The 25,978-nt window shown below is 64.2% G+C and carries 23 protein-coding genes; 13 read left to right on the top strand and 10 right to left on the bottom strand.

Going from position 1 to position 25,978, the window contains the following annotated elements:
- Positions 1-577: 577 nt before the first annotated feature.
- The gene (gene arr / locus BRAO375_RS09595; RefSeq protein ID WP_009027273.1) at positions 578-991 is read right to left on the bottom strand and encodes an NAD(+)--rifampin ADP-ribosyltransferase; all 414 of its coding nucleotides are present in this window, start codon (positions 989-991) and stop codon (positions 578-580) included.
- A gap of 103 nt (positions 992-1,094) precedes the next feature.
- Positions 1,095-1,727, bottom strand: coding sequence for a glutathione S-transferase family protein (locus BRAO375_RS09590; protein ID WP_009027272.1), 633 nt, complete (start codon positions 1,725-1,727; stop codon positions 1,095-1,097).
- A 191-nt stretch (positions 1,728-1,918) separates the two neighbouring features.
- On the opposite strand from BRAO375_RS09590, the gene BRAO375_RS09585 reads away from it, so the two are divergent.
- Positions 1,919-3,244, top strand: coding sequence for an MFS transporter (locus BRAO375_RS09585; RefSeq protein WP_009027271.1), 1,326 nt, complete (start codon positions 1,919-1,921; stop codon positions 3,242-3,244).
- Positions 3,245-3,619: 375 nt separating this feature from the next.
- Here BRAO375_RS09585 and hyi read toward each other — a convergent pair whose 3' ends face one another.
- From hyi to BRAO375_RS38835, 4 genes are all read right to left on the bottom strand, one after another.
- Entirely contained in the window at positions 3,620-4,411 is a 792-nt protein-coding gene (hyi, locus tag BRAO375_RS09580; RefSeq protein ID WP_009027270.1) for a hydroxypyruvate isomerase, read from the bottom strand.
- A gap of 33 nt (positions 4,412-4,444) precedes the next feature.
- The gene (gene gcl, locus BRAO375_RS09575; RefSeq protein ID WP_009027269.1) at positions 4,445-6,232 is read right to left on the bottom strand and encodes a glyoxylate carboligase; all 1,788 of its coding nucleotides are present in this window, start codon (positions 6,230-6,232) and stop codon (positions 4,445-4,447) included.
- Positions 6,233-6,387: 155 nt separating this feature from the next.
- Complete coding sequence (locus tag BRAO375_RS09570; protein ID WP_009027268.1) at positions 6,388-8,190, bottom strand: adenine deaminase; 1,803 nt, start codon at positions 8,188-8,190, stop codon at positions 6,388-6,390.
- Between the two features lie 27 nt (positions 8,191-8,217).
- Complete coding sequence (locus BRAO375_RS38835) at positions 8,218-8,346, bottom strand: hypothetical protein (protein ID WP_283806062.1); 129 nt, start codon at positions 8,344-8,346, stop codon at positions 8,218-8,220.
- A gap of 123 nt (positions 8,347-8,469) precedes the next feature.
- Between BRAO375_RS38835 and BRAO375_RS09565 the strand changes: the two genes are divergently transcribed.
- Positions 8,470-8,955, top strand: a complete 486-nt coding sequence (locus tag BRAO375_RS09565; protein ID WP_009027267.1) for a hypothetical protein — start codon at positions 8,470-8,472, stop codon at positions 8,953-8,955.
- 127 nt (positions 8,956-9,082) lie between these two features.
- Here BRAO375_RS09565 and BRAO375_RS09560 read toward each other — a convergent pair whose 3' ends face one another.
- Together BRAO375_RS09560 and BRAO375_RS09555 are read right to left on the bottom strand one after the other, a co-directional pair.
- Positions 9,083-9,916 (bottom strand): IclR family transcriptional regulator, encoded by an 834-nt coding sequence (locus BRAO375_RS09560; RefSeq protein WP_009027266.1) that lies wholly within the window; start codon positions 9,914-9,916, stop codon positions 9,083-9,085.
- 125 nt (positions 9,917-10,041) lie between these two features.
- Positions 10,042-12,183: an acetate--CoA ligase family protein gene (locus tag BRAO375_RS09555; RefSeq protein WP_009027265.1), complete on the bottom strand. Its 2,142-nt coding sequence runs from the start codon at positions 12,181-12,183 to the stop codon at positions 10,042-10,044.
- A gap of 225 nt (positions 12,184-12,408) precedes the next feature.
- Between BRAO375_RS09555 and BRAO375_RS09550 the strand changes: the two genes are divergently transcribed.
- The 5 genes from BRAO375_RS09550 (at position 12,409) to BRAO375_RS36170 (ending at position 17,918) form a co-directional block, all read left to right on the top strand.
- On the top strand, positions 12,409-13,104 hold the full coding sequence (locus BRAO375_RS09550) for a GntR family transcriptional regulator (RefSeq protein WP_371259368.1): 696 nt from the start codon (positions 12,409-12,411) through the stop codon (positions 13,102-13,104).
- 55 nt (positions 13,105-13,159) lie between these two features.
- Positions 13,160-14,890 carry an oxalyl-CoA decarboxylase gene (gene oxc / locus BRAO375_RS09545; RefSeq protein WP_009027264.1) on the top strand — a complete coding sequence of 577 codons (1,731 nt, stop codon included), beginning with the start codon at positions 13,160-13,162 and terminating at the stop codon, positions 14,888-14,890.
- A gap of 185 nt (positions 14,891-15,075) precedes the next feature.
- Positions 15,076-16,353 carry a formyl-CoA transferase gene (gene frc / locus BRAO375_RS09540; RefSeq protein WP_009027263.1) on the top strand — a complete coding sequence of 426 codons (1,278 nt, stop codon included), beginning with the start codon at positions 15,076-15,078 and terminating at the stop codon, positions 16,351-16,353.
- A 531-nt stretch (positions 16,354-16,884) separates the two neighbouring features.
- Complete coding sequence (locus tag BRAO375_RS09535) at positions 16,885-17,292, top strand: hypothetical protein (protein ID WP_009027262.1); 408 nt, start codon at positions 16,885-16,887, stop codon at positions 17,290-17,292.
- A gap of 110 nt (positions 17,293-17,402) precedes the next feature.
- Positions 17,403-17,918: a hypothetical protein gene (locus tag BRAO375_RS36170; RefSeq protein ID WP_009027261.1), complete on the top strand. Its 516-nt coding sequence runs from the start codon at positions 17,403-17,405 to the stop codon at positions 17,916-17,918.
- 379 nt (positions 17,919-18,297) lie between these two features.
- Here the strand turns inward: BRAO375_RS36170 and BRAO375_RS09525 are convergent, their stop codons facing one another.
- Positions 18,298-18,780, bottom strand: a complete 483-nt coding sequence (locus tag BRAO375_RS09525) for a peptidoglycan-binding domain-containing protein (protein ID WP_009027259.1) — start codon at positions 18,778-18,780, stop codon at positions 18,298-18,300.
- 333 nt (positions 18,781-19,113) lie between these two features.
- Positions 19,114-19,962, bottom strand: coding sequence for an SDR family NAD(P)-dependent oxidoreductase (locus BRAO375_RS09520; protein WP_009027258.1), 849 nt, complete (start codon positions 19,960-19,962; stop codon positions 19,114-19,116).
- A gap of 310 nt (positions 19,963-20,272) precedes the next feature.
- Here BRAO375_RS09520 and BRAO375_RS37920 point away from each other — a divergent pair, with 310 nt between their 5' ends.
- The 6 genes from BRAO375_RS37920 to BRAO375_RS09495 form a co-directional block, all read left to right on the top strand.
- Complete coding sequence (locus BRAO375_RS37920) at positions 20,273-20,410, top strand: hypothetical protein (RefSeq protein ID WP_175345309.1); 138 nt, start codon at positions 20,273-20,275, stop codon at positions 20,408-20,410.
- Positions 20,411-20,800: 390 nt separating this feature from the next.
- On the top strand, positions 20,801-21,799 hold the full coding sequence (locus tag BRAO375_RS09515) for a Bug family tripartite tricarboxylate transporter substrate binding protein (RefSeq protein WP_009027257.1): 999 nt from the start codon (positions 20,801-20,803) through the stop codon (positions 21,797-21,799).
- Between the two features lie 9 nt (positions 21,800-21,808).
- A complete protein-coding gene (locus BRAO375_RS09510) occupies positions 21,809-22,303 on the top strand; it encodes a tripartite tricarboxylate transporter TctB family protein (RefSeq protein ID WP_009027256.1) in 495 nt (164 codons plus the stop codon).
- A gap of 42 nt (positions 22,304-22,345) precedes the next feature.
- On the top strand, positions 22,346-23,845 hold the full coding sequence (locus BRAO375_RS09505; RefSeq protein ID WP_009027255.1) for a tripartite tricarboxylate transporter permease: 1,500 nt from the start codon (positions 22,346-22,348) through the stop codon (positions 23,843-23,845).
- 219 nt (positions 23,846-24,064) lie between these two features.
- On the top strand, positions 24,065-25,351 hold the full coding sequence (oxlT, locus tag BRAO375_RS09500; RefSeq protein WP_009027254.1) for an oxalate/formate MFS antiporter: 1,287 nt from the start codon (positions 24,065-24,067) through the stop codon (positions 25,349-25,351).
- Positions 25,352-25,603: 252 nt separating this feature from the next.
- The coding region (locus tag BRAO375_RS09495; protein WP_139031349.1) for an MFS transporter at positions 25,604-25,978 on the top strand (375 nt) is incomplete at its 3' end.

Here is a 25,978-nt window from a genome sequence, read left to right as displayed (position 1 = left end):
GAATGCAGGCGGCAGGTACCACAGGTTCAGCCGGTCAACCGGCATTCCCTGCGCGGCGGTCTTAACGCTTCCTTCGCGCTCTCCCCGGGGACCGGCTGATTGACCCCGTCGTCCGCGCGAGGGCAAACGCCCTCGACACGGCCTTGACCTCGGCACCGGGAGGCCAGGACCACACGACTTCGCGTCCGTGATGTGTCGTTCGTCCGCACGTGCAAGCACATGCTGCGACATCCCACGGCCACCGCATCCCCGCCTCACGTGTCGTGACGATCGCGCGCAACGTCCCTCTCATCGAGGCGGGATGCGCGCATCATGCATGATTTCTGGAAAAAGGAAATCGATTTCTTTTCCTTGCGCAGCGAACGTGATACCGGATTGATCCGGCGAGCGAATTCCTACTTGCCTCCGACGCCGTTTTAGCGCCGCAGGCGGCCGAACCCGGTAGCGGATGAGAAACAACCATCATTTGATTTGCCCGACGTGCACGCCTGGCGGCGGCTCACATGTTGACCAGCGAAGCCCGCACCGTGCCGTGACCTCTGATCGCAGCCGGCAATCCGCCCGCCTGCTTCGCAGGTCAATCGATAATGCCCGGCCCGTCAGCTCCTGCGCGCGCGATGCTTTCCCTCATCCGGCTCAGCACCTCCGGCGAGTGTCCCCGCCAACTGACGACCTCGGCAAGGATGCGCAGCGGCGCGCGCGATCGAAACGACCGCGTCGGATTGCCGGGGAATTTCTTGTCTGTCACGTTCGGATCATCGACAATCGGGCCGGTAGGCTCGACGACGTAGATGCGCTCCCCTGCGTCGCCCGCGGCCAGCTCGGCGCCCCAGATCGCCGCATCCAGCGTCGCCGTGAAGTAGACCCAAGACAGCGGCTGCGCCTCGGTGAAGTTGGAGGGATAGCCGACGGCGATCAGATCACCTGGCTTCAGATCGGCGCGAGTGCCGTGAAAGAAGGATTGAGCAAACACGGTTGCAACGTGTGACATCAATGACCTCGGATGGAGTCCGACCGGGGCGAGCCTAGCCCTGACCGCGGATACGGACATGCGCGTAGCGGGGATCGCAGTTTGTGATGCGGCGTGTCGTCATCTAGCTCGCCCACCAGCGCCGCGTCGCGTGGCAGGTCTCCAGCGCCCGCTGATAGCCGGCACGGGCTCGTAGCCGGGTCATGTAGGCCTGCACTGGATGGTCGAGCGCGACGCCGACGTTCTTTCGCGCCATTTCTAGCGCGTAGCCGACGGAGATGTCCGCTGCGGTGAATGCATCGCCGGCCATGTAGGGTCCGCGCTCCAGTTGTCGCGTCACCAGCGTCATTCTGGTCGTGAACACGCTCATCGCCTGACGCGCGCTCCAATTGTCGCGCTCGCTCTGCGGCGCCAGTTGCCGGGCTCCCGATACGAAATAAAGCGAAGCGGCGAGGCCGGCCTCGCCCAGGTGAAGAAACTGCTGATAGGCCGGAAATCTCGCATCCTGAGCTGCCGGCGCCAGCGCCGCCGGCCCGTACCGCGCCAGGATGTACTCCATGATGGCGATTGACTCGACTATCGTGACATCGCCGTCCTGCACCGCGGGGATGAAGCCGGCGGGATTGATCGCGAGGAACTCAGCGTCGTTGGCGACCCCGGCGAGGAGATCCACGTCCCTGAGCCGGTATGGCAGTTCCATCTCCTCCAGCAGCCAGACAACCCGGAAGCCCCTGCCCTCTCCGTACACTGTGATCATGACTCGCTTTGACCTCTCTTGTCCGCTTCCGAGGACGAGGCTCGCTCGGCCAGCCCGACATCGCGGCGGGATTTCTTGGCAGCTCTTCGGGCGGTACGTCGATGTTGCGAAGCACTGTTCGCGATCCGCAGGCTCACCAGAGGAACACACGTCCGAATGTCGAGTTGTGGCGTGGATATCGGACACCTCAGATGCTGCAAGACCTCGAAGCCAGAACCATTGCCAAAGTCACCGCGCGCCTCGTTCCGTTTCTGGTCGTCTGCTATTTCGTCGCCTATCTCGACCGGGTGAACGTCGGCTTCGCCGCACTCACCATGAACGCGGACCTCGGCCTGTCACAGACGGCGTTCGGCTTCGGCGCGGGCATCTTCTTCATCGCCTATTTCATCTTCGAAGTGCCGTCCAACCTGCTGCTGGAGCGTCTCGGCGCGCGCACATGGATTGCGCGGATCATGCTGAGCTGGGGTGTCCTTTCCGGGCTGATGGCCTGCCTTCCCTGGATCTCCCGGGTGACCGGGCTCGGCAATGAATACAGCTTCTATCTGCTGCGTGTCTTGCTCGGCATCGCGGAGGCCGGCTTTTTTCCCGGAATCATCTTCTATCTGACGCTCTGGTTTCCGGCGGAGTACCGCGCGCGGATCATCGGCTATTTCATGGCCGCGATCCCGCTGTCGACCGTGATCGGCGCGCCGATCTCCGGCCTGCTGCTGTACCTGCACGGCGGCCTCGGCCTGACCGGCTGGCAATGGCTGTTTCTCATCGAAGCGATCCCCGCCATCATCCTCGCGGTCGTCGTGTTCTTCTACCTGACGGACCGCCCCGAAGACGCCGGCTGGCTGGCGCGGGACGAACAGGACTGGCTCACGCGCCGCCTCGTGGTGGAGCGCCGGCAGCGCGAGGCGGTGCGCTCATACACGGTCTCCGAAGTGCTGTTCGATCGCCGCGTCATCGCGCTCAGCCTGATCTATTTCGGCGCGGTCGCGACAAACTACGGCCTGAGCTTCTTCCTGCCGCAGATCGTCAAGGCGTTCGGGCTCAACACCTTCCTGACGACGGTCGTCTCCGCGGCGCCCTATCTGGTCGGCGTGATCGGCATGGTCTGGTGGGGCCGGCGCTCGGATCAGGAGGCGGAGCGCACCTATCATGCGGCGATCCCGCTGTTCATTGCGTCCGCCGGCCTCGTCCTGGCCGTGCTGTTTGCCGATCCGACCCTGAAGATGCTCGCGTTCTGCATTGCAGGATTCGGCATCTTCGCCTGCCTGCCCGTGTTCTGGACCTTGCCGACCGCTTTCCTGTCAGGTGCCGCAGCCGCCGCGGGAATCGCAGTCATCAACTCGATCGGAAATCTCGCGGGGTTTGCCGGTCCGTTCGCGATGGGCTGGCTGAGGGATCATACCGGCAGCTATACCGCAGGCCTGTTGCTGCTCGCCGGACTCGGCATCATCGCGATGGGCATCGTTCTTGCGATCGGCCACGACACCGCGCTCGAACGCGCGCCCGCCTCGCCGTCGGAGTAAGTGCGAAGCTTGCCGCAACTCTCGCCGCCAGACAAATTCGAAAGATGAGTTCTAGACGACGTCCTTCAGGCAACCTTTCTCGGCGCGGACGGAGCAACCTCTCCCCGCCCTTTGCGGGGAGAGATCGGATTGCGTAGCAATCCGGGTGAGGGGCATGGCAGGGACGAAGCTCAGAGCACGGTCCATCGGACCGGCACTACCCGTTCGCTTCGCAAGACAACTATCGCTGTCGTTAGCCGAACAAGAAAATGTAGCAAGGAAGCTGCACTTCCCGTGTGGCTGCCCCTCACCCCGACCCTCTCCCCGTGAAGAACGGGGAGAGGGAGCGCATCGCGCCCGGGGCTATTACACTGACGACGTTCGAGCACGCCGACCTCAGTTCGCCGCAACGACCTCGCGGTCCGTCATCCAGCCCAGTCCATCCACCGTCGCTGCCCGCGGCTTGTACTCGCAGCCGATCCAGCCAGCATAGCCGATCGCATCGAGGTGGCGGAACAGGAAGGCGTAGTTGATCTCGCCGGTGCCGGGCTCGTGGCGGCCGGGATTGTCGGCGAGCTGGATGTGAGCGATGCGGGCGAGGTGCTTCTGCATCGTGCGCGCGAGGTCGCCTTCCATGCTCTGCATGTGGTAGATGTCGTACTGAACGAACAGATTGTCCGACTCGACGTCCGAGATCAGCTGCACCGCCTGGGCGGTGCGGCTCAAGAAGAAGCCGGGAATGTCGAGCGTGTTGATCGGCTCGATCAGCAGCTTGATCCCCTGCGCCTTCAGCGCGGTCGCGGCGAAGCGCAGGTTGCGCACCAGCACCTGGTTAAGCTCGCGCGGGTCGGAATCGTCGGGCGCGATGCCGACGAGACAGTTGAGCTGGCGGCAGTCGAGCGCGCGGGCATATTCGATCGCGCGACGGACGCCGTCGCGGAAGTCATCGACGCGGTCCGGCAGGATGGCGATGCCGCGCTCGCCGGCGGCCCAGTTGCCGGCCGGCAGATTGTGCAGCACCTGGGTCAGTCCGTGGCGCGCGAGCTGCTCGCGCAGCTCGGCCTTGTCGAAATCATAGGGAAACAGATACTCGACACCGCTGAAGCCGGCCGCCTTGGCGGCGGCGAAGCGCTCCAGGAACGGCAGCTCGTTGAACAGCATCGTCAGATTGGCGGCAAAGCGCGGCATGGCATGGTCCCCGATTGAGAGCGATGACGGCGGTCAGGCCGGCTGCAGCGTGCGCGCCGGCTCGGCCGGCGTCTCGTCCACCGGCAGATCGAGCACCTCCTCGAACTCGACGACATTGTCGATCTCCGTGCCCATCGCGATGTTGGTGACGCGCTCCAGCACGAACTCGACCACGACAGGTACCTGATATTCCGCCATCCACTCGCGCGCGGTCGCGAACGCCGCCTGCGCCTGCCGCGGATCGGTGACGCGGATCGCCTTGCAGCCGAGGCCCTGCGCAACCGCGACGTGGTCGACGCCATAGCCGCCGACCTCCGGCGCATTGATGTTCTCGAACGACAGCTGCACCTGATAGTCCATCGAGAAGCCGCGCTGCGCCTGCCGGATCAGGCCGAGATAGGCGTTGTTCACGACGACGTGGATGTAGGGCAGATTGAACTGGGCGCCGACCGCGAGCTCCTCGATCAGGAACTGGAAGTCGTAGTCGCCGGACAGCGCGACGATCTCGCGCCTGGGATCGGCGGCGCGGACGCCGAGCGCGGCCGGCAGGGTCCAGCCGAGCGGGCCCGCCTGCCCCGCATTGATCCAGTGGCGCGGATGGTTGACGCTGAGGAACTGGGCGCCGCCGATCTGCGACAGGCCGATGACGCTGACATAGCAGGTGTCGCGGCCGAACGCCTTGTTCATCTCGTGATAGACACGCTGCGGCTTGATCGGCACCTGGTCGAAATCGCTGCGCCGGCGCATCGTGCGCTTGCGATCTTGGCAGGCGGCAGGCCATGCCTGACGCTCGCGCAAGCGGCCCGCCTTGCGCCATTCGCGCGCGACGGTGATGAACAGCTCCAGCGCGGCCTTGGCGTCGGAGACGATGCCGAGCTCGGGATTGAAGACGCGGCCGATCTGGGTCGGCTCGATGTCGACATGCACGAAGCTGCGGCCCTTGGTGTAGGTCTCGAGCGAGCCGGTGTGGCGGTTGGCCCAGCGGTTGCCGATGCCGAGCACGAAATCGGACTCCAGGAAGTTGGCGTTACCATAGCGATGGCTGGTCTGCAGGCCGACCATGCCGGCCATCAGCACGTGATCGTCGGGTATGGCGCCCCACCCCATCAGGGTCGGCACGACCGGCACGTTGACGATCTCGGCAAAGGTGACGAGGAGGTCGCTGGCATCGGCGTTGATGATGCCGCCGCCCGCGACGATCAGCGGGCGCTCGGCGGCATTGAGCATCTCCAGCGCCTTCTCGACCTGCTTGCGTGTGGCCGCGGGCTTGTAGACCGGCAGCGGCGCGTAGGTCTCGTCGTCGAACTCGATCTCGGCGAGCTGCACATCGAGCGGCAGGTCGATCAGCACGGGACCCGGTCGGCCCGAGCGCATGATGTGGAAGGCCTGGCTGAACACGCGCGGCACGAGGCCGGGCTCGCGCACCGTCACCGCCCATTTGGTCACGGGCTTGGCGATCTGCTCGATGTCGACGGCCTGGAAATCCTCCTTGTAGAGCCGGGCGCGCGGCGCCTGGCCGGTGATGCAGAGGATCGGAATGGAGTCCGCGATCGCCGAATAGAGGCCGGTGATCATGTCGGTGCCGGCCGGGCCTGATGTGCCGATGCACACGCCGATATTGCCGGCCTTGGCGCGGGTGTAGCCCTCGGCCATGTGCGAGGCGCCCTCGACATGGCGGGCAAGAATGTGGCGGATCGAGCCGCGCCGTTGCAGTGCCGAATAGAGCGGATTGATCGCCGCACCGGGAACGCCAAAGGCGCAGGTGACGCCTTCCTTCTCCAAGATTCGCACCGCAGCATCGATCGCCCGCATCTTCGCCATCTCGCGCCTCCCTCTGGTTGATGCGCAAGGATTGCTGCTGTGGGCTGCGATCTCAATTCAGTCGTCGATTTTTCCCACGATGCGGCACGCTCGGCAAAAGGTCGGGCGCTTCAGTTAGTTAGGACAGAGAACGGCTGACACGTCCTAACAACATGCTATTCGAACAGCGGCGCGAGCTCCATCTGCGGCACCAGCACCAGGCCCTTGTCCGTGATACGAATTTCCGGAATGACCGATAGAGGAATCAAATTGAAGCCCATGTAGGGAATGGTGCAGCCGGCCTCGGCCCATTCTGTCTTCAGGAGCTTCACCTCGTCCGCGACCTCGGTGACGCGCTTGTCCGACAGCAGTCCCGCAATCGGCAGCGGAACCATCGCACGCACCTTGCCATCAGCGACGACGCAGACACCGCCCTGCTCCGCGCCGATCGCGGCGACGGCGACTTGCATGTCTGCCTCGTTGGTGCCGGCAACGATGATGTTGTGGCTGTCATGGCCGACGCTGGAGGCGACAGCCCCGCGCTTGAGGCCAAAATCCTTCAACAGGCCATGCGCGACATTGCCAGCCGACTTGCCGTGACGCTCGATGACGGCGACGAAGCAGAGGCCGTGACGCGCGAGCAGCGTCTGCCAGTCGTTGGCCGGCTCGATCGCGACCTTCTCGTGGAGCAGCGTGATGCCCGGCAGCGCGGTCTTGATCGCATTGACGGTGCAGGCTTTGGTGGGCAGTTCCGGCGTCAAGGTCATCTGCGCCGGCAGCTTCACCGTGGCGTAGGCCGGCTTCGGATACTGATAACGCTGCGACAGCGCCTGATCGAGAAGCGCGGTGATCTTCCCCTTGTCGACCACGAGCTCGCCGCCATACCAGGTCGATTGCGGCTTCAAGCCGTCGTCGAGCAGCACCAGGTCGGCGCGGCGACCGCCGCCAAGGCCGCCGATCTCGCCGTCCATCGCGAAGCGCGTCGCGCCGTGCAGCGAACCCATCGACCACGCCTGCTCCGGCGACATGCCCGCTTTCACCGCCTCGCGCACCACCCAGTCCAGCCCGAACAACATCAGATCGTCGGCATCCCGATCGTCGGTGCAGACAGCGGTGCGCTTGTGTGAGGCGCCGAGCTCGGTGATGGTGCGGATCGCCTGCGGCAGGCTGTGCCACGGCGTCGTCGGCGGACCACCGCGCAGAAAGATCCAGACGCCGGCATCGAGCAGGTCGTCGGCAATGTCGCGGTCGATCGCCTCATGCGTGTCGGTGACGCCGCTCGCGGCATAGGCGGCGACGAACTCGCGGCCATAGACATGGCCCGACACCGGCCGCCCACGCTGCAGCGCGGCTGCGAGAATGGCGTGGCTGCGTTCGTCGCCCATGCAGACCGGCACGAAATCCATCTTCTCGCCGAGCGCCACCGCCTCCGGCCAGCGGTCGAACAGGCCGGCGATCTTGTCCGGCGTGAGATCGCCGCCCGCGGTCTCCAGCGCGGCCGATGTGGCCGGCACCGTCGAGGGCACGGTGAGGAAGATCGACAGCGGCGCCTGCCGCGCATCCTCCAACATCGCCTCGACGCCGGCTGTGTCCATCACGTTGCCGATCTCGTGGCTGTCGCAGAAGATCGTGGTGGTGCCGTTGAGCAGCGCGGCCTCGGCATAGGCGCAGGCCGTCACCATCGAGGATTCGATGTGGATGTGCGGATCGACCAGCCCCGGCGCGATGATGCCGCCGGCGGCGTCATGGATCGCGAAGCCACCGGGTAGCGCCTTGTGCGCGCCCGCCAGCTTCACCGCGGCCACGCGTCCGCCTGTGATCCACAGCTCGCGGTTCGGCAGGATGCGCTCCGAATAGGTCGAGAGTACCCGCGCCCCGGTGATGACGAGATCTGGCGCGACGCGGCCGGAAGCGACGTCGGCGAGGCGGCGGGTCATGCTGTGCAGAGGGGCAACCGAGAAGCGGGTGAGTTTGGACATGGCACAACTCGCTGGACGTGTTCGGGATCAGACACGATCGTTGCGCGCGATCCCGGCGACGGCAAGCCCAAATAGGTCGGCGGGCTTGATTACGGCTTGGGCAGCGAAGGTGGCAAGCTCGGTCGCCCGCAGGCGCAAGACGATCACAAGGATCAACCTGCAGAATTCTCCCTCAGGTTGATGGAGATCAACGCGACACTTCGGAAGCCGGTCTTAGTTTTCGAGCACCAGAGCGCGTTCGGCGACCGCTCCGGACGTGCGCCTGCAGAGGAGGCGTCCATGCGCAACACCATCTTGATCCTGGCCTGTTCCATTCTCGCCGCGAGCGCCACAGCGTCCGCGGCGCGCGCCGACATGATCGCGCATTATGAATGCGCGGTGATCGGCTTCCCCTTTCCCGAGCCGGTCGGCGATCGTCCCGATCACAACCTGCTGACCGTCGAATACTCCTGCCTCGGCACGGACGGCGTGCTGAAGGGCGCCGTGTACACGGCCTCGAACACGGTCGAGTGGGATGGTGCCAAAGGAACGTTCTTGATCGGCGGCGGCGTCCACCGCATCCCCGGCGGACGCGCGGTGACGCAGGCGACCGAAGGGACCGCATCGCCGGTGATGCGGGACGGCAAGCCGGTCGGCAACGAGACCTCCGGAAAAGGCATCATCAAGTTCGCATCGGGCTCGCTGGCGGCCTTAGCCGGCAAGACAGTCCATTTCGTCACCAAGCCAATCAGCCCGATCCGCTTCACCATCGATTTTACCGACTGACCTGACGCGGGTCTCGCTCGGACCTTCATTGCGACGCGTAGACCGGCCATACCGGGAGCGGCGGTTTCCACTTGTCGGCCACCCGAAACTGCGTCGATCTCGCGCGCATCTGGTGGCTCTTGCTACATCACTCCGCAAGCTCAACGGCCGGCTTGGGCCCGCCGAGCGCCGCCGTCAGCTCCGCCGCGATGTCCCGCACCATACCCCCGACCACCGGCACCCGCTCCTCCGTCAGCCGGCTCGCCAGGCCCGAGATCGAGATTGCGGCCAGGGGCTCGCGGCAGGAATCGTGGACGACGGCGGCGATGCAGCGCAGGCCCAACCTCGCCTCCTCGTCGTCGACGGCGTAGCCCTGGCGGCGGATGGTCTCGAGTTCGCGGAACAGGTCGCTGGCGCGGATGATGGATTTCTCGGTCAGGCGCGGCATGCCCTGTCGGTGGATGATGCCGTTGACGTCGTCGTCCGAATAGGTCGCGAGCACCGCCTTGCCCATGCCGGAGGCGACCATCGACAGGCGGCCGCCGACTTTTGTGAGCGAGCGCATGATCTCGCGGCTGTCGAGCCGCAGCAGCACCATCAAGGATTCGTCGTCGACGACGGCGAGGTTCGCGGTCTCGCGCGACTGGTCGCGGAGCCGCCGCAGATAGGGAATCGCGAGCGCGACGAAGTTGCGCCGCCGGGTGAAGGTGGCGCCGACGGCAAAGCTCTGCGCGCCGACGTGCCATCTCGATTCCATGCGGTCGAACTGGACGAAGCGGCGCTTCTCGAGCGTCGTCAGCAGGCGATGCACGGTGGATGTGGAGAGCCCGGCACGGACCGCGAGATCGCTGAGGCGATAGCCTTCGTCGTCCTCGGCGAGAATTTCCAGGATCTGCAGCGCGCGGCCGACGGATTGCACGCCGCCGTCGCGGGGCTCGGCCGCGGCATCCGGGCGTGGCTCGATCGTCTTGCGACGGATCACGTGGCGCCTCTCTGCGCGGCCATGACAGGCGGCGTCGTTGCAGGACGGACGGATCTTGCTTCGTCACGGTACACAAGAAAGTGCCGCCCCGGCGAGAGCCGGAGCGGCATTCGCGTCACTATGACTTAGAGCAGGCCCGCGCCGCGCGCCCACTTGTACTTGGCGCCGAGCACCTCGACCGGCAGCTCGGTCGAATAGGCGTAGGCCGGGATGCCGTTCTGGTAGAGATATTCGGCGGCTTCCTCGACCTCGACGTCGCCGGCGAGCGAGGCGACCATCGGCTTCACGAAGCCCTTGGCCTCCATCTCCTTCTTCACCTCGACCATGTTGCGCGCGAACACCATCGGCGGGGTCACGATCGTGTGCCAGTAGCCGAGGATCAGCGCGTGGATGCGCTCGTCCGACAGGCCGAGCTTGACCGTGTTCACGTAAGTGATCGGCGGCTCGCCGCCGGTGATGTCGACCGGGTTGCCGGCGGCACCGAACGGCGGGATGAACTTGCGGAACGCGGCATCGAGATCCGGCGGCATCGTCATCAGCGACAGGCCGTTGTCGACGACGGCGTCGGACAAGAGCACGCCCGAACCGCCGGCACCGGTGATGATGAGGACGTTCTCGCCCTTCGGCGTCGGCAGCACCGGCACGCCGCGGGCGAATTCGAGCAACTGGCGCAGCGAGCGGGCGCGGATGACGCCGGACTGCTTCAGCACGTCCTCATAGATCTTGTCGTTGCCGGCGAGCGCGCCGGTGTGCGACGAGGCGGCCTTCGCGCCAGCAGACGTGCGGCCGGCCTTGAGCACGATGACCGGCTTCTTCTTGGAGACGCGCTTGGCGGCTTCCGCAAAGGCGCGGCCGTCCTTGAGGTCCTCGCAGTGCTGCGCGATCAGGTTCGTGTTCGGGTCCTGCTCGAAGAAGGCAAGCAGATCGTCCTCGTCGATATCCGACTTGTTGCCGAGGCCGACGATCGCCGACACGCCCATCTTGGCCGAGCGCGAGAAGCCGATGATGGCCATGCCGATGCCGCCCGACTGCGACGACAGCGCCGCGTGGCCCTTCACGTCATAGGCCGTGCAGAAGGTCGCGCAGAGATTGGCCGGCGTGTAGTAGAAGCCGTAGATGTTCGGCCCCATCAGGCGGACGTTGTACTTCTTGCCGATCTCGACGATCTCGGCCTGCAGCTCCGGCTCGTTGGCCTCCGCAAAGCCCGACGGGATCAGCACCGCACCGGGGATCTGCTTCTCGCCGCATTCGGTCAGCGCGCCCGCGACGAACTTGGCGGGGATCGCGAACACCGCCGTGTCGATCACGCCCGGCACGTCCTTGACGCTCTTATAGGCCTTGTAGCCGAGGATCTCGGAGGCCTTCGGGTGGATCGGATAGATCTGGCCCTTGTAGCCGCCGTTGATCAGGTTCTTCATCACCGAGTTGCCGATCTTGCCGTCCTCGGCGGAGGCGCCGATCACGGCGACCGCCTGGGGCTTCATGATGCGGTTCATCGCGGTGACGATTTCCTCGTTCGAGCGCGGCGCCGGACGGGGCTTGTAGTCGAAATCGACGACGATGCGGACGTCGGCCGCGATCGCGCCATTCTTCGTGGCGAACACCGGGTTGAGGTCGAGCTCGACGATCTCGGGGAAATCGCTGACCAGCTTCGAGACCTTGACGATGACGTCGGCCAGCGCCTCGCGGCTGACGGCGTCGCCGCCGCGCACGCCCTTCAACATTTCGTGCGCCTGGATGCCGTCGAGCATCGACAGAGCATCGTCCCTCGTCGCAGGGGCGAGACGGAATGTCACATCCTTCAGCACCTCGACCAGGACGCCGCCGAGGCCGAAGGCCACCAGCTTGCCGAACGAGCCGTCGGTGATGGAGCCGACGATCACCTCGGTACCGCCGGTCAGCATCTGCTGCACCTGGATGCCTTCGATCTTGGCGTCGGCCTTGTACTTCTTCGCATTCGCGAGAATGGTCTCGTACGCCTTCTGCGCATCGTCAGCCGTCTTGACGCCGACGATGACGCCGCCCGCTTCCGTCTTGTGCAGGATGTCCGGCGAGACGATCTTCATCACCACCGGGAAACCCATGTCGCCGGCGAGCTTCGCAGCCTCGGCGGCCGACTTCGCCAATCCCTCTTTCGGCACCGGAATCCCGTAGGCGTCGCAGACGATCTTGCCTTCGGGCGCAGTCAGGCTGGTGCGTTTATCCGCCTTCACACGATCGAGCACGTCTCGGATCGTCGCCTTGGCGTTCGGGATGGCGTCAGACATTGGGGCTTCCTCCTGGGGATTGCTGCTGGTTTATGGCATTTGGTATGCCAGAAGCAAACTTTGTCAAGCGCATCGAAGATGTGGAAACGCGGAAAAATCGCTCACCTTGACAGTCTGGCATCTGGCATGCCAAAAATATTGGACCCAAAATGCTGTACACAGTGATCTCCCAAGGAGAGGAGATCGGTCGTGTCGACAGAGAAAACGAACAAGGCATTGCCCATCATGGCCGAGGCTGACATCGCGATCGCTCGCATCGCCCCGGAGACGAGCTTCAAGAATAAGGCCTATGAGGCCTTGAAAGAAGCCATTCTGAAGATGGACATCTACGCCTCGCCCGAGCCGGTCATGCTCGACGAGCGCGCTCTTTCCGAACGCCTCGGTGTCAGCCGCACGCCGATCCGCGAAGCGATTGCGATGCTCGAGCAGGACGGCTTCGTGAAGACGGTGCCGCGCCGTGGCATCGTCGTGGTGCGCCGGACAAAGAGCGAGATCGTCGACATGATCCGCGCCTGGGCTGCGCTGGAGAGCATGGCGGCGCGGCTCATCACCACGATCGCGCGCAAGAAGGACATCACGGCGCTGCGCGACTACTTCAAGGATTTCGGCAAGGACCGCCCGCCGCAGGAGCACATCGAGGAATATTCGAAGGCGAACATCGCGTTTCATCAGGCGCTGATCTCGCTCTCGGAGTCTCCGGTGCTGGTCGACATGACCAACGACATTCTGCTCCATGTGCGCGGCTATCGCCAGCTCACGATCGGCCGCACCGACCGTATCGCGGCGTCCCTGCCCGAGCATCTCGCGATCATCGAGGCGCTGGAGGAGCGCAACACCGAGCTCGCCGAGAAGCGCGCCCGTGATCACACGCTGGGCCTCGCAACCTACGTCGAGACCCACGGCCAAGAGTTATTCAGCTAACCGTTCAAACAGAAGAAGACGCGGAATGCGCCTTCAGACGACCAGGGAGAGGCGCATGCCGCAGACAGCCATGAAGACCGAGGCGGATACCCACGAGGAGCTGACGGACGGCTTTCATCTCGTCATCGACGCGATGAAGCTGAACGGGATCGACACGATCTACAACGTTCCGGGGATTCCGATCACCGACCTCGGCCGCATGGCGCAGGCTGAAGGCATTCGCGTGCTCTCCTTCCGCCACGAGCAGAACGCCGGCTATGCCGCGGCGATCGCCGGCTTCCTGACCAAGAAGCCGGGCGTCTGCCTCACGGTGTCGGCGCCGGGTTTCCTCAACGGCCTCACGGCGCTGGCGCATGCCACGACCAACTGCTTTCCGATGATCCTGGTCTCGGGTTCGTCCGAGCGCGAGATCGTCGACCTGCAGCAGGGCGACTATGAAGAGATGGATCAGCTCGCGATCGCCAAGCCGCTGTGCAAGGCGGCGTTCCGCGTGCTGCACGCCCAGGACATCGGCATCGGCTTCGCCCGCGCCATCCGCGCCGCCGTGTCGGGCCGTCCCGGCGGCGTCTATCTCGATCTGCCGGCCAAGCTGTTCGGCCAGGTGATGAATGCGCAGGCAGGCCACGCCTCGCTGGTCAAGGTGATCGATCCGGCTCCGGCGCAGATCCCCTCCCCCGACTCCGTCAAGCGCGCGCTCGATCTGTTGAAGAACGCGAAACGTCCGCTGATCATCCTCGGCAAGGGCGCGGCCTATGCGCAGGCTGATGAAGCGATCAAGACTTTCGTCGAGAAGAGCGGCGTGCCGTTCCTGCCGATGAGCATGGCAAAGGGCCTGCTGCCCGATCTGCATCCGCAGTGCGCGGGCGCGGCGCGCTCGACGGTGCTGAAGGATTCCGACGTCGTCATGCTGATCGGCGCCCGCCTCAACTGGCTGCTGTCGCACGGCAAGGGCAAGAGCTGGGGTGATGCGCCGAAGAGGTTCATCCAGGTCGACATCGAGCCGAAGGAGATGGACTCCAACGTCGAGATCGCGGCCCCCGTGGTCGGCGACATCGGCTCGGTCGTCACGGCGTTCAGCGATGCGATGGGCAGCAGCTGGCCGAAGGCGCCGGTCGAGTGGCTGAGCGCGGTGCAGAAGAAGCGCGAGGACAACGTCGCCAAGATGGCGCCCCGGCTGATGAACAACAACTCGCCGATGGACTATCACGGCGCGCTCGGCGTGCTCCGCACCATCATCAAGGAGCGTCCCGACGCGATCCTCGTCAACGAAGGCGCCAACACGCTCGACCTCGCCCGCGGCGTGATCGACATGTACCAGCCGCGCAAGCGGCTCGACGTCGGCACCTGGGGCGTGATGGGCATCGGCATGGGCTCGGCGATCGCCGCGGCCGTCGAGACCGGCAAGCCGGTGCTGGCGATCGAGGGCGACTCGGCCTTCGGCTTCTCCGGCATGGAAGTCGAGACCATCTGCCGCTACAATCTGCCGATCTGCGTCGTCATCTTCAACAATGACGGCATCTATCGCGGCACCGACCAGAACTCCGCTGGGTCGGATCCGGCGACCACCGTGTTCGTCAAGGGCGCGCGCTACGACAAGATGATGGAGGCCTTCGGCGGCGTCGGCGTCAACGCGACGAGCCCCGACGAGTTGAAGCGCGCCGTCAACGAGGCGATGGATTCCGGCAAGCCGACCCTGATCAATGCCGTGATTGATCCCGCGGCGGGATCGGAGAGCGGCCGTATCGGCAACCTCAATCCGCAGAGCGTGCTGACCAAGAAGAAGTAGGGCTGATCGGACTGTGCCACGACCGAGAGCCATCCCTCTCGTCATTCCGGGGCGATGCGGAGCATCGAACCCGGAATCTCGAGATTCCGGGTTCAGCCCTGTCGGGCTGCCCCGGAAAGACGGGGGTGGACTGAGACATCAACTGCCCGCCGATGCGGGATGACCATTCGTACGGAGAGAGACACATGACCAAGGCGCTCGAGGGCGTTCGCATTCTCGACTTCACCCACGTCCAGTCCGGACCGACCTGCACGCAGCTGCTGGCCTGGTTCGGCGCCGACGTGATCAAGGTCGAGCGTCCGGGCGTGGGTGACATCACCCGCGGCCAGCTGCAGGACATTCCGAACGTGGACAGCCTCTATTTCACAATGCTGAACCACAACAAGCGGTCGATCACGCTCGACACCAAGAACCCGAAGGGCAAGGAAGTCCTCACCGAACTGATCAAGAAGTGCGACGTGCTGGTCGAGAATTTCGGCCCCGGCGTGCTCGATCGCATGGGCTTCCCCTGGGAGAAGATCCAGGCGATCAACCCGAAGATGATCGTCGCCTCGATCAAGGGCTTTGGCCCGGGCCCCTACGAGGACTGCAAGGTCTACGAGAACGTCGCGCAGTGCACCGGCGGCGCCGCCTCGACCACCGGCTTCCGTGACGGCCTGCCGCTGGTCACCGGCGCGCAGATCGGCGACTCCGGCACCGGTCTTCATTTGGCGCTCGGCATCGTCACCGCGCTCTATCAGCGCACCCACACCGGCCGTGGCCAGCGCGTCACGGCTGCGATGCAGGACGGCGTGCTCAACCTCTGCCGCGTCAAGCTGCGCGACCAGCAGCGGCTCGATCACGGCCCGCTGAAGGAATACAGCCAGTTCGGCGAGGGCGTGCCGTTCGGCGACGCCGTGCCGCGCGCCGGCAACGACTCGGGCGGTGGCCAGCCGGGCCGCATTCTGAAGTGCAAGGGCTGGGAGACCGACCCGAACGCCTACATCTACTTCATCACCCAGGCCCCGGTCTGGGAGAAGATCTGCGACGTCATTGGCGAGCCCTCGTGGAAGACCGATCCGAACTACGCCAAGCCCGCCGCCCGCCTGCCGCGCCTGAACGAGATCTTCGGCCGTATCGAGCAGTGGACCATGACCAAGACCAAGTTCGAGGCCATGGACATCCTCAACGAGTTCGACATCCCCTGCGGCCCCATTCTCTCGATGAAGGAGATCGCCGAGGACGAATCGCTGCGCAAGACCGGCACGCTGGTCGAGGTCGACCACCCGACCCGCGGCAAATATCTCTCGGTCGGCAACCCGATCAAGCTGTCGGACAGCCCGGCCGACGTCACCCGCTCGCCCCTGCTCGGCGAGCACACCGACGAGATCCTCCGCCAGGTCCTCGGCTTCAGCGACCACCAGGTCGCCGAGATCCACGACTCCGGCGCGCTCGATCCGCCGCGCAAGGAAGCTGCGGAGTAAGGCGGGATCTGGCGCCAGAGACGACGGGCGCAGCGCAATCGCCGCTGTACCTGCCTCCATCACCATCAAGCCGCCGGCATCAACCGGCGGCTTTTTCATTCTGATGCGTCCGGACTTGTTTCCGACCGCTGGACCGCTGCAGAGACCTTGGTCCGTTCAAAGGACGGCGATGCCGCGCGGGATCGGACATGATGAAACGGATGGTGTGCGTCTCCAACAGCCACAACCGCCCGCGAGGACACCACATACTTCTCCCCGCTCGTCATTCCGGGGCGCCCGCAGGGCGAGCCCGGAATCCATACGCATTGTCCGAGTTCGTGGCACGAACGGCCGCGCCGGAGGAGCGCCTCATGGCCAGTCGTGGTCATGGATTCCGGGCTCAGCCGCTGTGCGGCCGCCCCGGAATGACGAAGGGCTGGAACTCGGCTCGATCGATCAAGGCGCGAGATTGCCGATTTCGGATCCCGCCTGGCCGACGGCCGGGCGATCGGCAATTGACCGTAGCATAGCCCTGCTGGATATTGCGTCATCATGGACGAAAACGACCTGCTCGCGCGCTACGGTCTCACGCCGGCCGCGGACGATCTGCCCGAAATCCGCCGACTGATCGAAGCTGCGACTGCCGACACCAACCGCGACAGCAATGAGCCGTTAAAGCTCATGTGCATCCAGCTGTTCTCGGCCGGAATCGCAAGTGACGCCTTGCTAATCTACGAGGCCAAGATGTCGTCTTTCGACGCCGGGTGTTATATCGACATTCAACTTGTCTGCGGAGCTGGGCTCGAGGCCACGGAAGATTTTCTCCGTTCGAGCAGCGCCCCTGAAGCGCAGGAGCTTCTTGCCACACTGGACGATTGCAAGCGCGCAAGTGATTTTGACGGCTTTACGCCACAGCAGCATCTTGCTTTCTATCGGCGCTACTACGGGCTGGCCTCCTGAGACCTCCCCGTGTGATGGAAAGCTGTCGTCTGCTCAGCGCCTTTACAAACCGAACGGGATCACGCCAAATGGCTGGAGCTTTCGGGGTGAATGCAGAGGGAGCGCGGATCGTGATCACACGGACGGCACGACACCTGATTTTACGCCTGGTCGTAGCCGCGATGACCCCGACCGTTGGTCACGCCTTCGCGCAGGGCGCATTTCCAGCGCCGCTGCCCGGGCAGAGCGCCGCCCCTCCGCAGGTCGACAGCGCGCCGGCGGTTGCTGAAGGCGCTTCGGATGTCTGCAACGGATTTTTTCCCTTGCGCGTAGAGGCAGAGCGGCGCGGCCGGCTGATCAAGGCCGCCGCCGAGCGCCGCGCAACGCCGGAAGACGCCTGTGAACTCATTCGCAGTTTCTCTCAGGCCGAACTCAAAATGATCGAATATGTCGAAGCTCATTCGACAGATTGCAGAATTCCGCCTGATGTCGCGGGTATGCTCAAGGCTGGTCACAAGAAAACCGAGACCTTGCAGACCAGAGTCTGCACGATCGCGCAGTCGGGCAACCCAGGTCTGGGCGACGTGCTGGGGCCGCCCAAAAGAGAACCGGCTGGACCAGTTGGCGATTTCTGGATGCTTCGATAATACCCCATCAAGCTTGGCGTATCGCGAGGCATCGACGCCGAGTCCACCGAGCGTTTTTCAGGCGAGATATTCCACCGGCGTGTGATCCCCCTCCTCGAGTTCGGCATCGATGATCTGCGCGATCAGTGTCCAGTCCACAGTGACAGTGCACAAAACTTCGGATTGAAAATCAGCCGTCCTCACCGCGGTCATGCTCCGCGAAGGCGAAGCATCCAGTACTCCGCGGCACAAAATATTGAGCCGAGGTGTCACAGCGTACTGGATCGTCCGCTTTCCGCGGACGATGACAGCGGGGTTGACATGACCAATGTACCAAGGAGGTTGGAAACGGTCGTCTAGGTTGCCCGGGGCGTCTTGCAACTCTTCGCGGTTCGACGACTTACCTGCCGAAGATTCCACCCACCACGCGGTGCATCGCGCCGCCGATCGCGCCGATGGGACCTCCGGCGTTTCGCGAATGCCGCGTCCGGCCGCCACCGCGATGGCGGGCCTGGCGGTCGGATTTTGCAGCCTCCGCGGCTGCGGCCATCAGCAGCACCTTGTGCTGGGCGGCGTTGAGGAAGCCGGTCGCGGGGTAGCCGCGCTCCTCCTGCCAACGCGTGATCGCAGCGCGCGTCTGGTCGTCGAACGTCCCATTGGCCTTCGTGTCGAATCCGAGTCGGGTCAGCCCCCGTTGAACGGCGCGGCGCTTGGCCTTGGTCAGGCCGATCTGATTCTCGGTCTGCTGGCTGGTGTCCTCAGCGGCGGTCGCGGACTCGGCGGGTTCGGTCGCTGCACGAGGCGAACTGCTCAGGCCAGCGTTCGCGACACCAGCACTGGCGACGATCGCCAGGATGGACAATGCCAGGATCAAGGCGCGCATAGCCCTACCTTCGCCCTCAAATCTGCCAATGGGGCATTCGACCACGAGAGATACAGCGCGATGAACTCAACGAGCAATATCCGGCAATGCCACCCCGCTTCATTGCCGACCAACTGCGACCCGTGCAGCACAGTTCCATCGCCTCGGGAGGATTGTTACATCGCATTGCACCCGCGAATTGGGAGCGGCACACGCTGCGGGCCTGTCACGATGACCCCACGCGCAACACGATCTTCAATTCCTGATCCCTTACGCTCGACGGTTCGTCGCAGCGGCGCGCCAACCGCTTGGCGGCCGCGACACGTCACGACCGGCTCCCGGAGCACCGGGCGCTCAGCGTTTCGGGATGCGTCCGCGGATGTGGTCGAAGCCCTGCTTGATGGCGGCGAAGCGCGCCTCGATCATCGGCTCGAATTCGAGGTCGGTGAAGATATAGGGCCAGTCGTTCTCGACACCTTCGCGGACGAGCTCGCCGACATAGAGCGGATCGATGCCGTGCGACACACGCTCCCGGATCATGTTGATGTGCTCGGCAAGCGGGCCGGACGTCGGCTGCGGACGGGCCGGCTCCTCGAAGCGCTTCGGCACGTTGCGACGGGAGTCCATGATCTGCGTGCGGATGAAGCCGGGACACAGCACCGAGACGCCGATGCCGCGCGGCGCGAGCTCGCGCCGCAGGCCTTCCGACAAAGCGACGACGCCATACTTCGAGACATTGTAAGCGGTGCTCCCGCTTGAGATCAGGCCGGCGAGCGAGGCGGTCGAGACGATGTGGCCGCCTTCGCCATGCTGCTCGATCATCGGGCCGAAGATCTCGATGCCCCAGATCGTCGCCATCAGGTTGACGCCGAGAGTCCAATTCCACGATGCGTCGGTCCAGGTGCCATATGGCCCGCCGCCGCCGACGCCCGCGTTGTTGACCAGGATGTGCACCTTGCCGTAGCGGGCGGAGGTCGCTTCCGCGGCGGCCGCAAGCTCAGCCTTGAACGAGACGTCCGCTCGCACGCCATCGACATCGGCGTTGGTGAGCCTCAGCTGCTCGAGCGCAGCCGACAGAGCCTTCTCTTCAATGTCGCAGAGCATGACCTTCACGCCAGCCTGGGCAAGAGCCGTCGCAATTCCCAAGCCGATGCCCGATGCCGCCCCGGTCACGAAGGCCGTCTTTCCAGCAAGTTCCTTCATACGCAGCTCCCCGCTGTGTTGCTCTTCTCGCCTCGCCATCCGGGACTCTGTCGCACTTGATCCGCCGCGCAAGGGGCGGAGCGAGCGAAATAAGTATACTATGATACCTTAATCTTGCTCCCCAGCTCCGGTTAGAGGGCCCTTTCGATATAAGAATGCCGTTTTCGATAAGGAATCCAAATTGTAACATTCCTGCTGCATTGCAAAATGCTCGTGCCGCTATGCAATATCGATCGTTGTATCTGGCATCTGGTATACGTAAATTCTCCTCAGTCAGAACGTCATAACGCCCCACTGAAGGAGACAAACCATGGCCAAGACCGTCGCCCTCCCCCTCGTTCAGCCCGTGTCCCTGTTCGGCCGTTTCCTGGCCGCTCTCGACCGCGTGCTGATGGTCAGCGCCCGCGCCGCCAACCGTAATGGCGACCTGCCCTATTTCGGCCTCTGAGGTCACCGCCCGCCTCGTGCGGGCAGGCCAGCAAGATCATCGAACTCCGATGAAGAGCCCCGGCCCACCCGGGGCTTTTGCTTTTTGAGCACAGGCCGACCAGCGCAGGCTGCGACAAATTCGCCCCGCAACCATTCCGGCCGATCTCCTCAATTGCGGTTCGCCGCCTCTTCATACCAAAATCAAATCGGTCGATTGCAGCGGGCCCGCCTTGCGGCCTGCTGGCGCGACCGGCGACACAACTCCCGGCTGCATGAAGCAGTGGGAGACGTGTGCCGCCGCAACCAAAGGACGACAACGACCAGACACCAACACAGCGTCAGGGGATTGATCGAAGCAGTCGGCCGGAAGAAGCCGTCACGATCCGGGAATGAAGGGGAGAAATCGTCGATGAAGCGTTTCGTGCGCGTAGCCTTTGCGGCCGGCCTGACCTTGGCCGTGGGCGCCATCCCGGCCGTGGCGGGATGGGAGCCGGTCCGGCCGGTCGAGTTCATCGTTCCCGCCGGAACCGGCGGCGGCGCCGACCAGATGGCGCGGACGATCCAGGGCATCGTCACCAAGCACAACCTGATGAAGCAGCCGCTGGTCGTGATCAACAAGTCCGGCGGCGCCGGCGGCGAAGGCTTCCTCGACGTCAAGGCCTCCGCAGGCAACCCGCACAAGATCATCATCACGCTGTCGAACCTGTTCACGACGCCGCTCGCCACCGGCATCCCGTTCAGCTGGAAGGATCTCACGCCGGTCGCGATGCTGGCGCTCGACGAGTTCGTCCTGTGGGTCAATGCCGACAAGCCCTATGCGACGGCCAAGGACTACATCGAGGCGGTCAAGCAGGCCGGCGGCACCCTGAAGATGGGCGGCACCGGCTCCAAGCAGGAAGACCAGATCATCACGGTCGCCATGGAGAAGGCGACCGGCGCGAAGTTCACCTACATCCCCTACAAGGGCGGCGGCGAGGTCGCGGTGCAGCTCGTCGGCAACCACGTCGATTCCACGGTCAACAATCCGATCGAGGCGGTGGCGCAATGGCGCGGCGGCAAGGTGCGGCCGCTCTGCGTGTTCGACGCCAAGCCGATGGGCTATGACGAGCCGATCACCGAGGGCAAGGCGTGGAAGGACATTCCGACCTGCAAGTCGCAGGGCCTCGACATCGAGTACCTGATGCTGCGCGGCATCTTCATGGCGCCGCGCGCCGCCAAGGACCAGGTCGAGTACTACGTCGAGCTGTTCAAGAAGGTGCGGGAGACGCCGGACTGGCAGGAGTTCATGAAGACCGGCGCCTTCAACACCACCTTCATGACCGGTGCCGACTACGCCAAATGGGTCGAGACCGAGGAGAAGCGGCACGAGACGCTGATGAAGGAAGCCGGCTTCCTGGCCTCGAACTGAGCGGCGCGCATGAGCAGTCAGGGACGATCGGCCGGGCCGAGCCACAAGACGGTCGAGCTCGGCGTCACGCTCGCGATCGCGCTGTTCGGGATCATCGTGATCGCCGGCAGCGTGAAGGCGGGGATCAACTGGGGCGCGGAAGGGCCACGCGCCGGCTTCTTCCCGTTCTATGTCGGCCTGTTCATCGTCGCGGCGAGCGCGATGAATTTTCGCAATGCGCTGCGCGAGGATGATGGCGGGCTGTTCGCCGAATGGACGCAGCTGCGGCAAGTGATGAGCGTGGTGGTGCCGACCGCGATCTATGTCGGCGCCCTGCCCTTCACCGGGCTCTATCTCGCCTCCATGATCTTCATCGCCTGGTTCATGCGGTGGCTCGGCAAGTATGGCTGGCTCACGGTCGCGGCAGTCGCGATCGGGATGCCAGTCGTGACCTATCTGATCTTCGAGCGCTGGTTCATGGTCCCCTTGCCGAAGGGGCCGGTCGAGGAATGGCTCGGACTCTAACAAGAAACTTCGTTCGCTAAGGGGTTGCAGGACCAAGCCGGCATGGAAGAACTCGCCAATCTGTTTCACGGCTTCGCCGTCGCGCTCCAACCCTTCAACATCATGGTGATGATCCTCGGCATCGTGCTCGGGGTGATCATCGGCGTGCTGCCGGGTCTCGGCGGCGCCAACGGCGTCGCGATCCTGCTGCCGCTGACCTTCAGCATGCCGCCGACCTCGGCGATCATCATGCTGTCCTGCATCTATTGGGGCGCCCTGTTCGGCGGCGCCATTACCTCCATTCTCTTCAACATCCCAGGCGAGCCGTGGTCGGTCGCGACGACGTTCGACGGCTATCCGATGGCGCAGCAAGGCAAGGCCGGCGAGGCGCTCACCGCGGCGTTCACCTCGTCTTTCGTGGGCGCGCTGTTCGCGGTCGTGATGATCACGCTGGTTGCGCCGCTGGTGGCGAGCTTCGCGCTGCAATTCGGTCCGGCCGAGAAATTCGCTGTCTACTTCCTCGCCTTCTGCAGCTTCGTGGGCTTAAGCAAGGAGCCGCCGTTCAAGACCATCGCGGCGATGATGATCGGCTTCGCGCTCGCCGCCGTCGGCCTCGATTCCATCACCGGCCAGCTCCGGCTCACCTTCGGGATCACCGAGCTGCTCAACGGCTTCGACTTCCTGATCGCGGTCATCGGCCTGTTCGGCATCGGCGAGATTCTGTTGACGATGGAGGAAGGCCTGAGCTTCCGCGGCGGCAACGCGAAGATCAATCTGCGGGTCGTGCTGCACACGTGGAAAGAGATGCCGGCCTATTGGCTGACCTCGCTGCGCTCCTGCCTGATCGGCTGCTGGATGGGCATCACGCCGGCCGGCGCCACGCCGGCCTCGTTCATGAGCTACGGCATTGCCAAGCGCCTCTCCAAGCGCGGCAAGAAATTCGGCCATGGCGAGATCGAGGGCGTGGTGGCGCCGGAAACCGCGGCCCACGCCGCGGGCACCGCAGCCTTGCTGCCGATGCTCTCGCTCGGCGTCCCCGGCTCGCCGACCGCAGCGGTGCTGCTCGGTGGGTTGCTGATCTGGGGCCTGCAGCCCGGCCCGATGCTGTTCGTCGAGCAGAAGGAGTTCGTCTGGGGCCTGATCGCCTCGATGTATCTCGGCAATCTCGCAGGCCTGCTTGTCGTGCTGACCTGCGTGCCGGTCTTCGCGGCGATCCTGCGCATTCCCTTCAGCATCATTGCCCCCCTCATCCTCGTGCTCTGCGCCATCGGAGCCTATTCGGTGCACAGCAGCACGTTCGACGTCGTGCTGATGCTGGTGTTCGGCGTGCTCGGCTACCTGTTCAAGAAGTGCGGCTACCCGCTGGCGCCGCTGGTGCTCGCCATCGTGCTCGGCGACAAGGCCGAGGAGGCGTTCCGGCAATCGCTGCTGGGATCCCAGGGATCGCTCGCCGTGTTCTTCTCCAACGGCCTCGTCGGCACCATCATGGCACTGGGCCTGATCGCGCTGTTCTGGTCGGTGATCCAGGAAGGCTACAACCGGTTGCGGACGGTTACGGCTTAAACTCGCCTGCCGCGCACGCCATTACTCCGATAGTTGAGCTACAATTCTCCGCTGCTGCGTCGTAATGTCGCTGCAGCGATTTGCCTTGCTTCTACGGGCTTTTTCCTGATTGCTGGCGTACCAGCCTACAGCGGCTCGGACGAATCCGCTTGTCTATTGGCATATCATATACCAAACTCCGCATAGCTGTTAGGTCAAAATAGACAGCCTGGAGGAAACATGACGGACTTGGCTCACGCGGGGGCGCCCGCATCGGCAAGAGTAAGTGACGCCTATCGCTGGACGCAGCTGGCGGTCGGCGTTCTGGCGATGGTGATGATCGCCAACTACCAGTATGGCTGGACCTTCTTCGTTCCCGATATTGCAAAGACCTTCGGCTGGGACCGCGCCTCGATCCAGTGGGCCTTCACGCTGTTCGTTCTGTTCGAGACCTGGCTCGTGCCGGTCGAGGGCTGGTTCGTCGACAAATACGGCCCGCGCATCGTCGTGCTCGTCGGCGGCGTGCTCTGCGCCATCGGCTGGATGATCAATTCCTACGCCACCTCGCTCAACGGCTACTATCTCGGCATGATCATCGCCGGCATCGGCGCCGGCGGCGTCTACGGCACCTGCGTCGGCAACGCGCTGAAGTGGTTTCCCGACAAGCGCGGTCTTGCGGCCGGCATCACCGCGGCCGGCTTCGGTGCCGGCTCGGCGCTGACCGTCGCACCGATCCAGGCCATGATCCGCGACTCCGGCTTCCAGACCACCTTCCTGTATTTCGGCCTGGGCCAGGGCATCATCATCGTCATCCTCGCCTTCTTCCTGTTCGCGCCGAAGGAAGGCCAGGTGCCCGCGGTCACCCAGAACACCAATCTCGTGCAGAGCCGCCGTAACTACAACCCGACGGAAGTGATCCGTCAGCCGATCTTCTGGCTGATGTACTTCATGTTCGTGATCGTCGGCGCCGGCGGCCTGATGGTCACCGCCAACCTCAAGCCGATCGCCGGCGACTGGAAAGTCGACAACATCCCGGTGACCCTGATCGGCATGACCATGACCGCCGTGACCTTCGCCGCCACCATCGACCGCGTGCTCAACGGCCTGACGCGTCCATTCTTCGGCTGGATCTCCGACAACATCGGTCGCGAGAACACGATGTTCATCGCCTTCGGCATGGAAGGCATCGGCATCTGGGCGCTTTACATGCTGGGCCACGATCCGGTGTGGTTCGTGATCCTCTCCGGCTTTGTGTTCTTCGCCTGGGGTGAGATCTACTCGCTCTTCCCCTCGACCTGCACCGACACGTTCGGCACGAAGTTCGCGACCACCAATGCCGGCCTGCTCTACACCGCCAAGGGCACGGCCGCGCTGCTGGTGCCGATCGCCAACTACATGCAGCAATCCTCCGGCAATTGGGACCAGGTCTTCATGATCGCGGCCGGCGCCAACATCCTCGCTTCGATCCTGTCGATCGCCGTGCTCAAGCCCTGGCGCAAGGTAGTCGTCGAGAAGTCGATGCTCTGACGGCGTACCCCTTCGCAGCGCAGCGAAAAATAAAATAGAACGATTCCACGCAAGCGACGCTCGGCATTTTGCCGAGCGTTTTCTTTTGGTTGGTGGCCCAGGCGCATCTTGCTGCACAGCAGCATGTCGCACCCCGTGTCGCAGGCCATATTGCGGACTGGAATATATTATACCAGGATGCCCGTGATGCGCAGACGAGGAGCACGCTGATTGCAGCGGCAACCTCCGAGAGAGCGCGGTTTGGGAGGATTCATGGTTTCCAGCACAGAGGCGTCACCGCCCACCCCGCCGCAGTCGAGCGGCTTCCGGTGGATCCAGCTCGCGATGGGCATCGTCTGCATGGCGATGATTGCCAATCTTCAATACGGCTGGACGCTGTTCGTCGATCCGATCGACGCCAAGTATCACTGGGGCCGCACGGCCATCCAATTGGCCTTCACGATCTTCGTTGTCACCGAAACCTGGCTGGTGCCGGTCGAGGCCTGGTTCGTCGACAAATACGGTCCGCGTATCGTGATCATGTTCGGCGGCGTCATGATCTCGCTGGCCTGGGTGCTGAACTCCTATGCCGACTCGCTCACTTTGCTCTATGCGGGCGCCGTGATCGGCGGCATCGGCGCCGGTGCG

Origin of the sequence: Bradyrhizobium sp. ORS 375 (genome assembly GCF_000239775.1) — a bacterium.
GTDB lineage: Bacteria > Pseudomonadota > Alphaproteobacteria > Rhizobiales > Xanthobacteraceae > Bradyrhizobium.
This window is presented reverse-complemented; position numbering and strand designations above follow the sequence as displayed.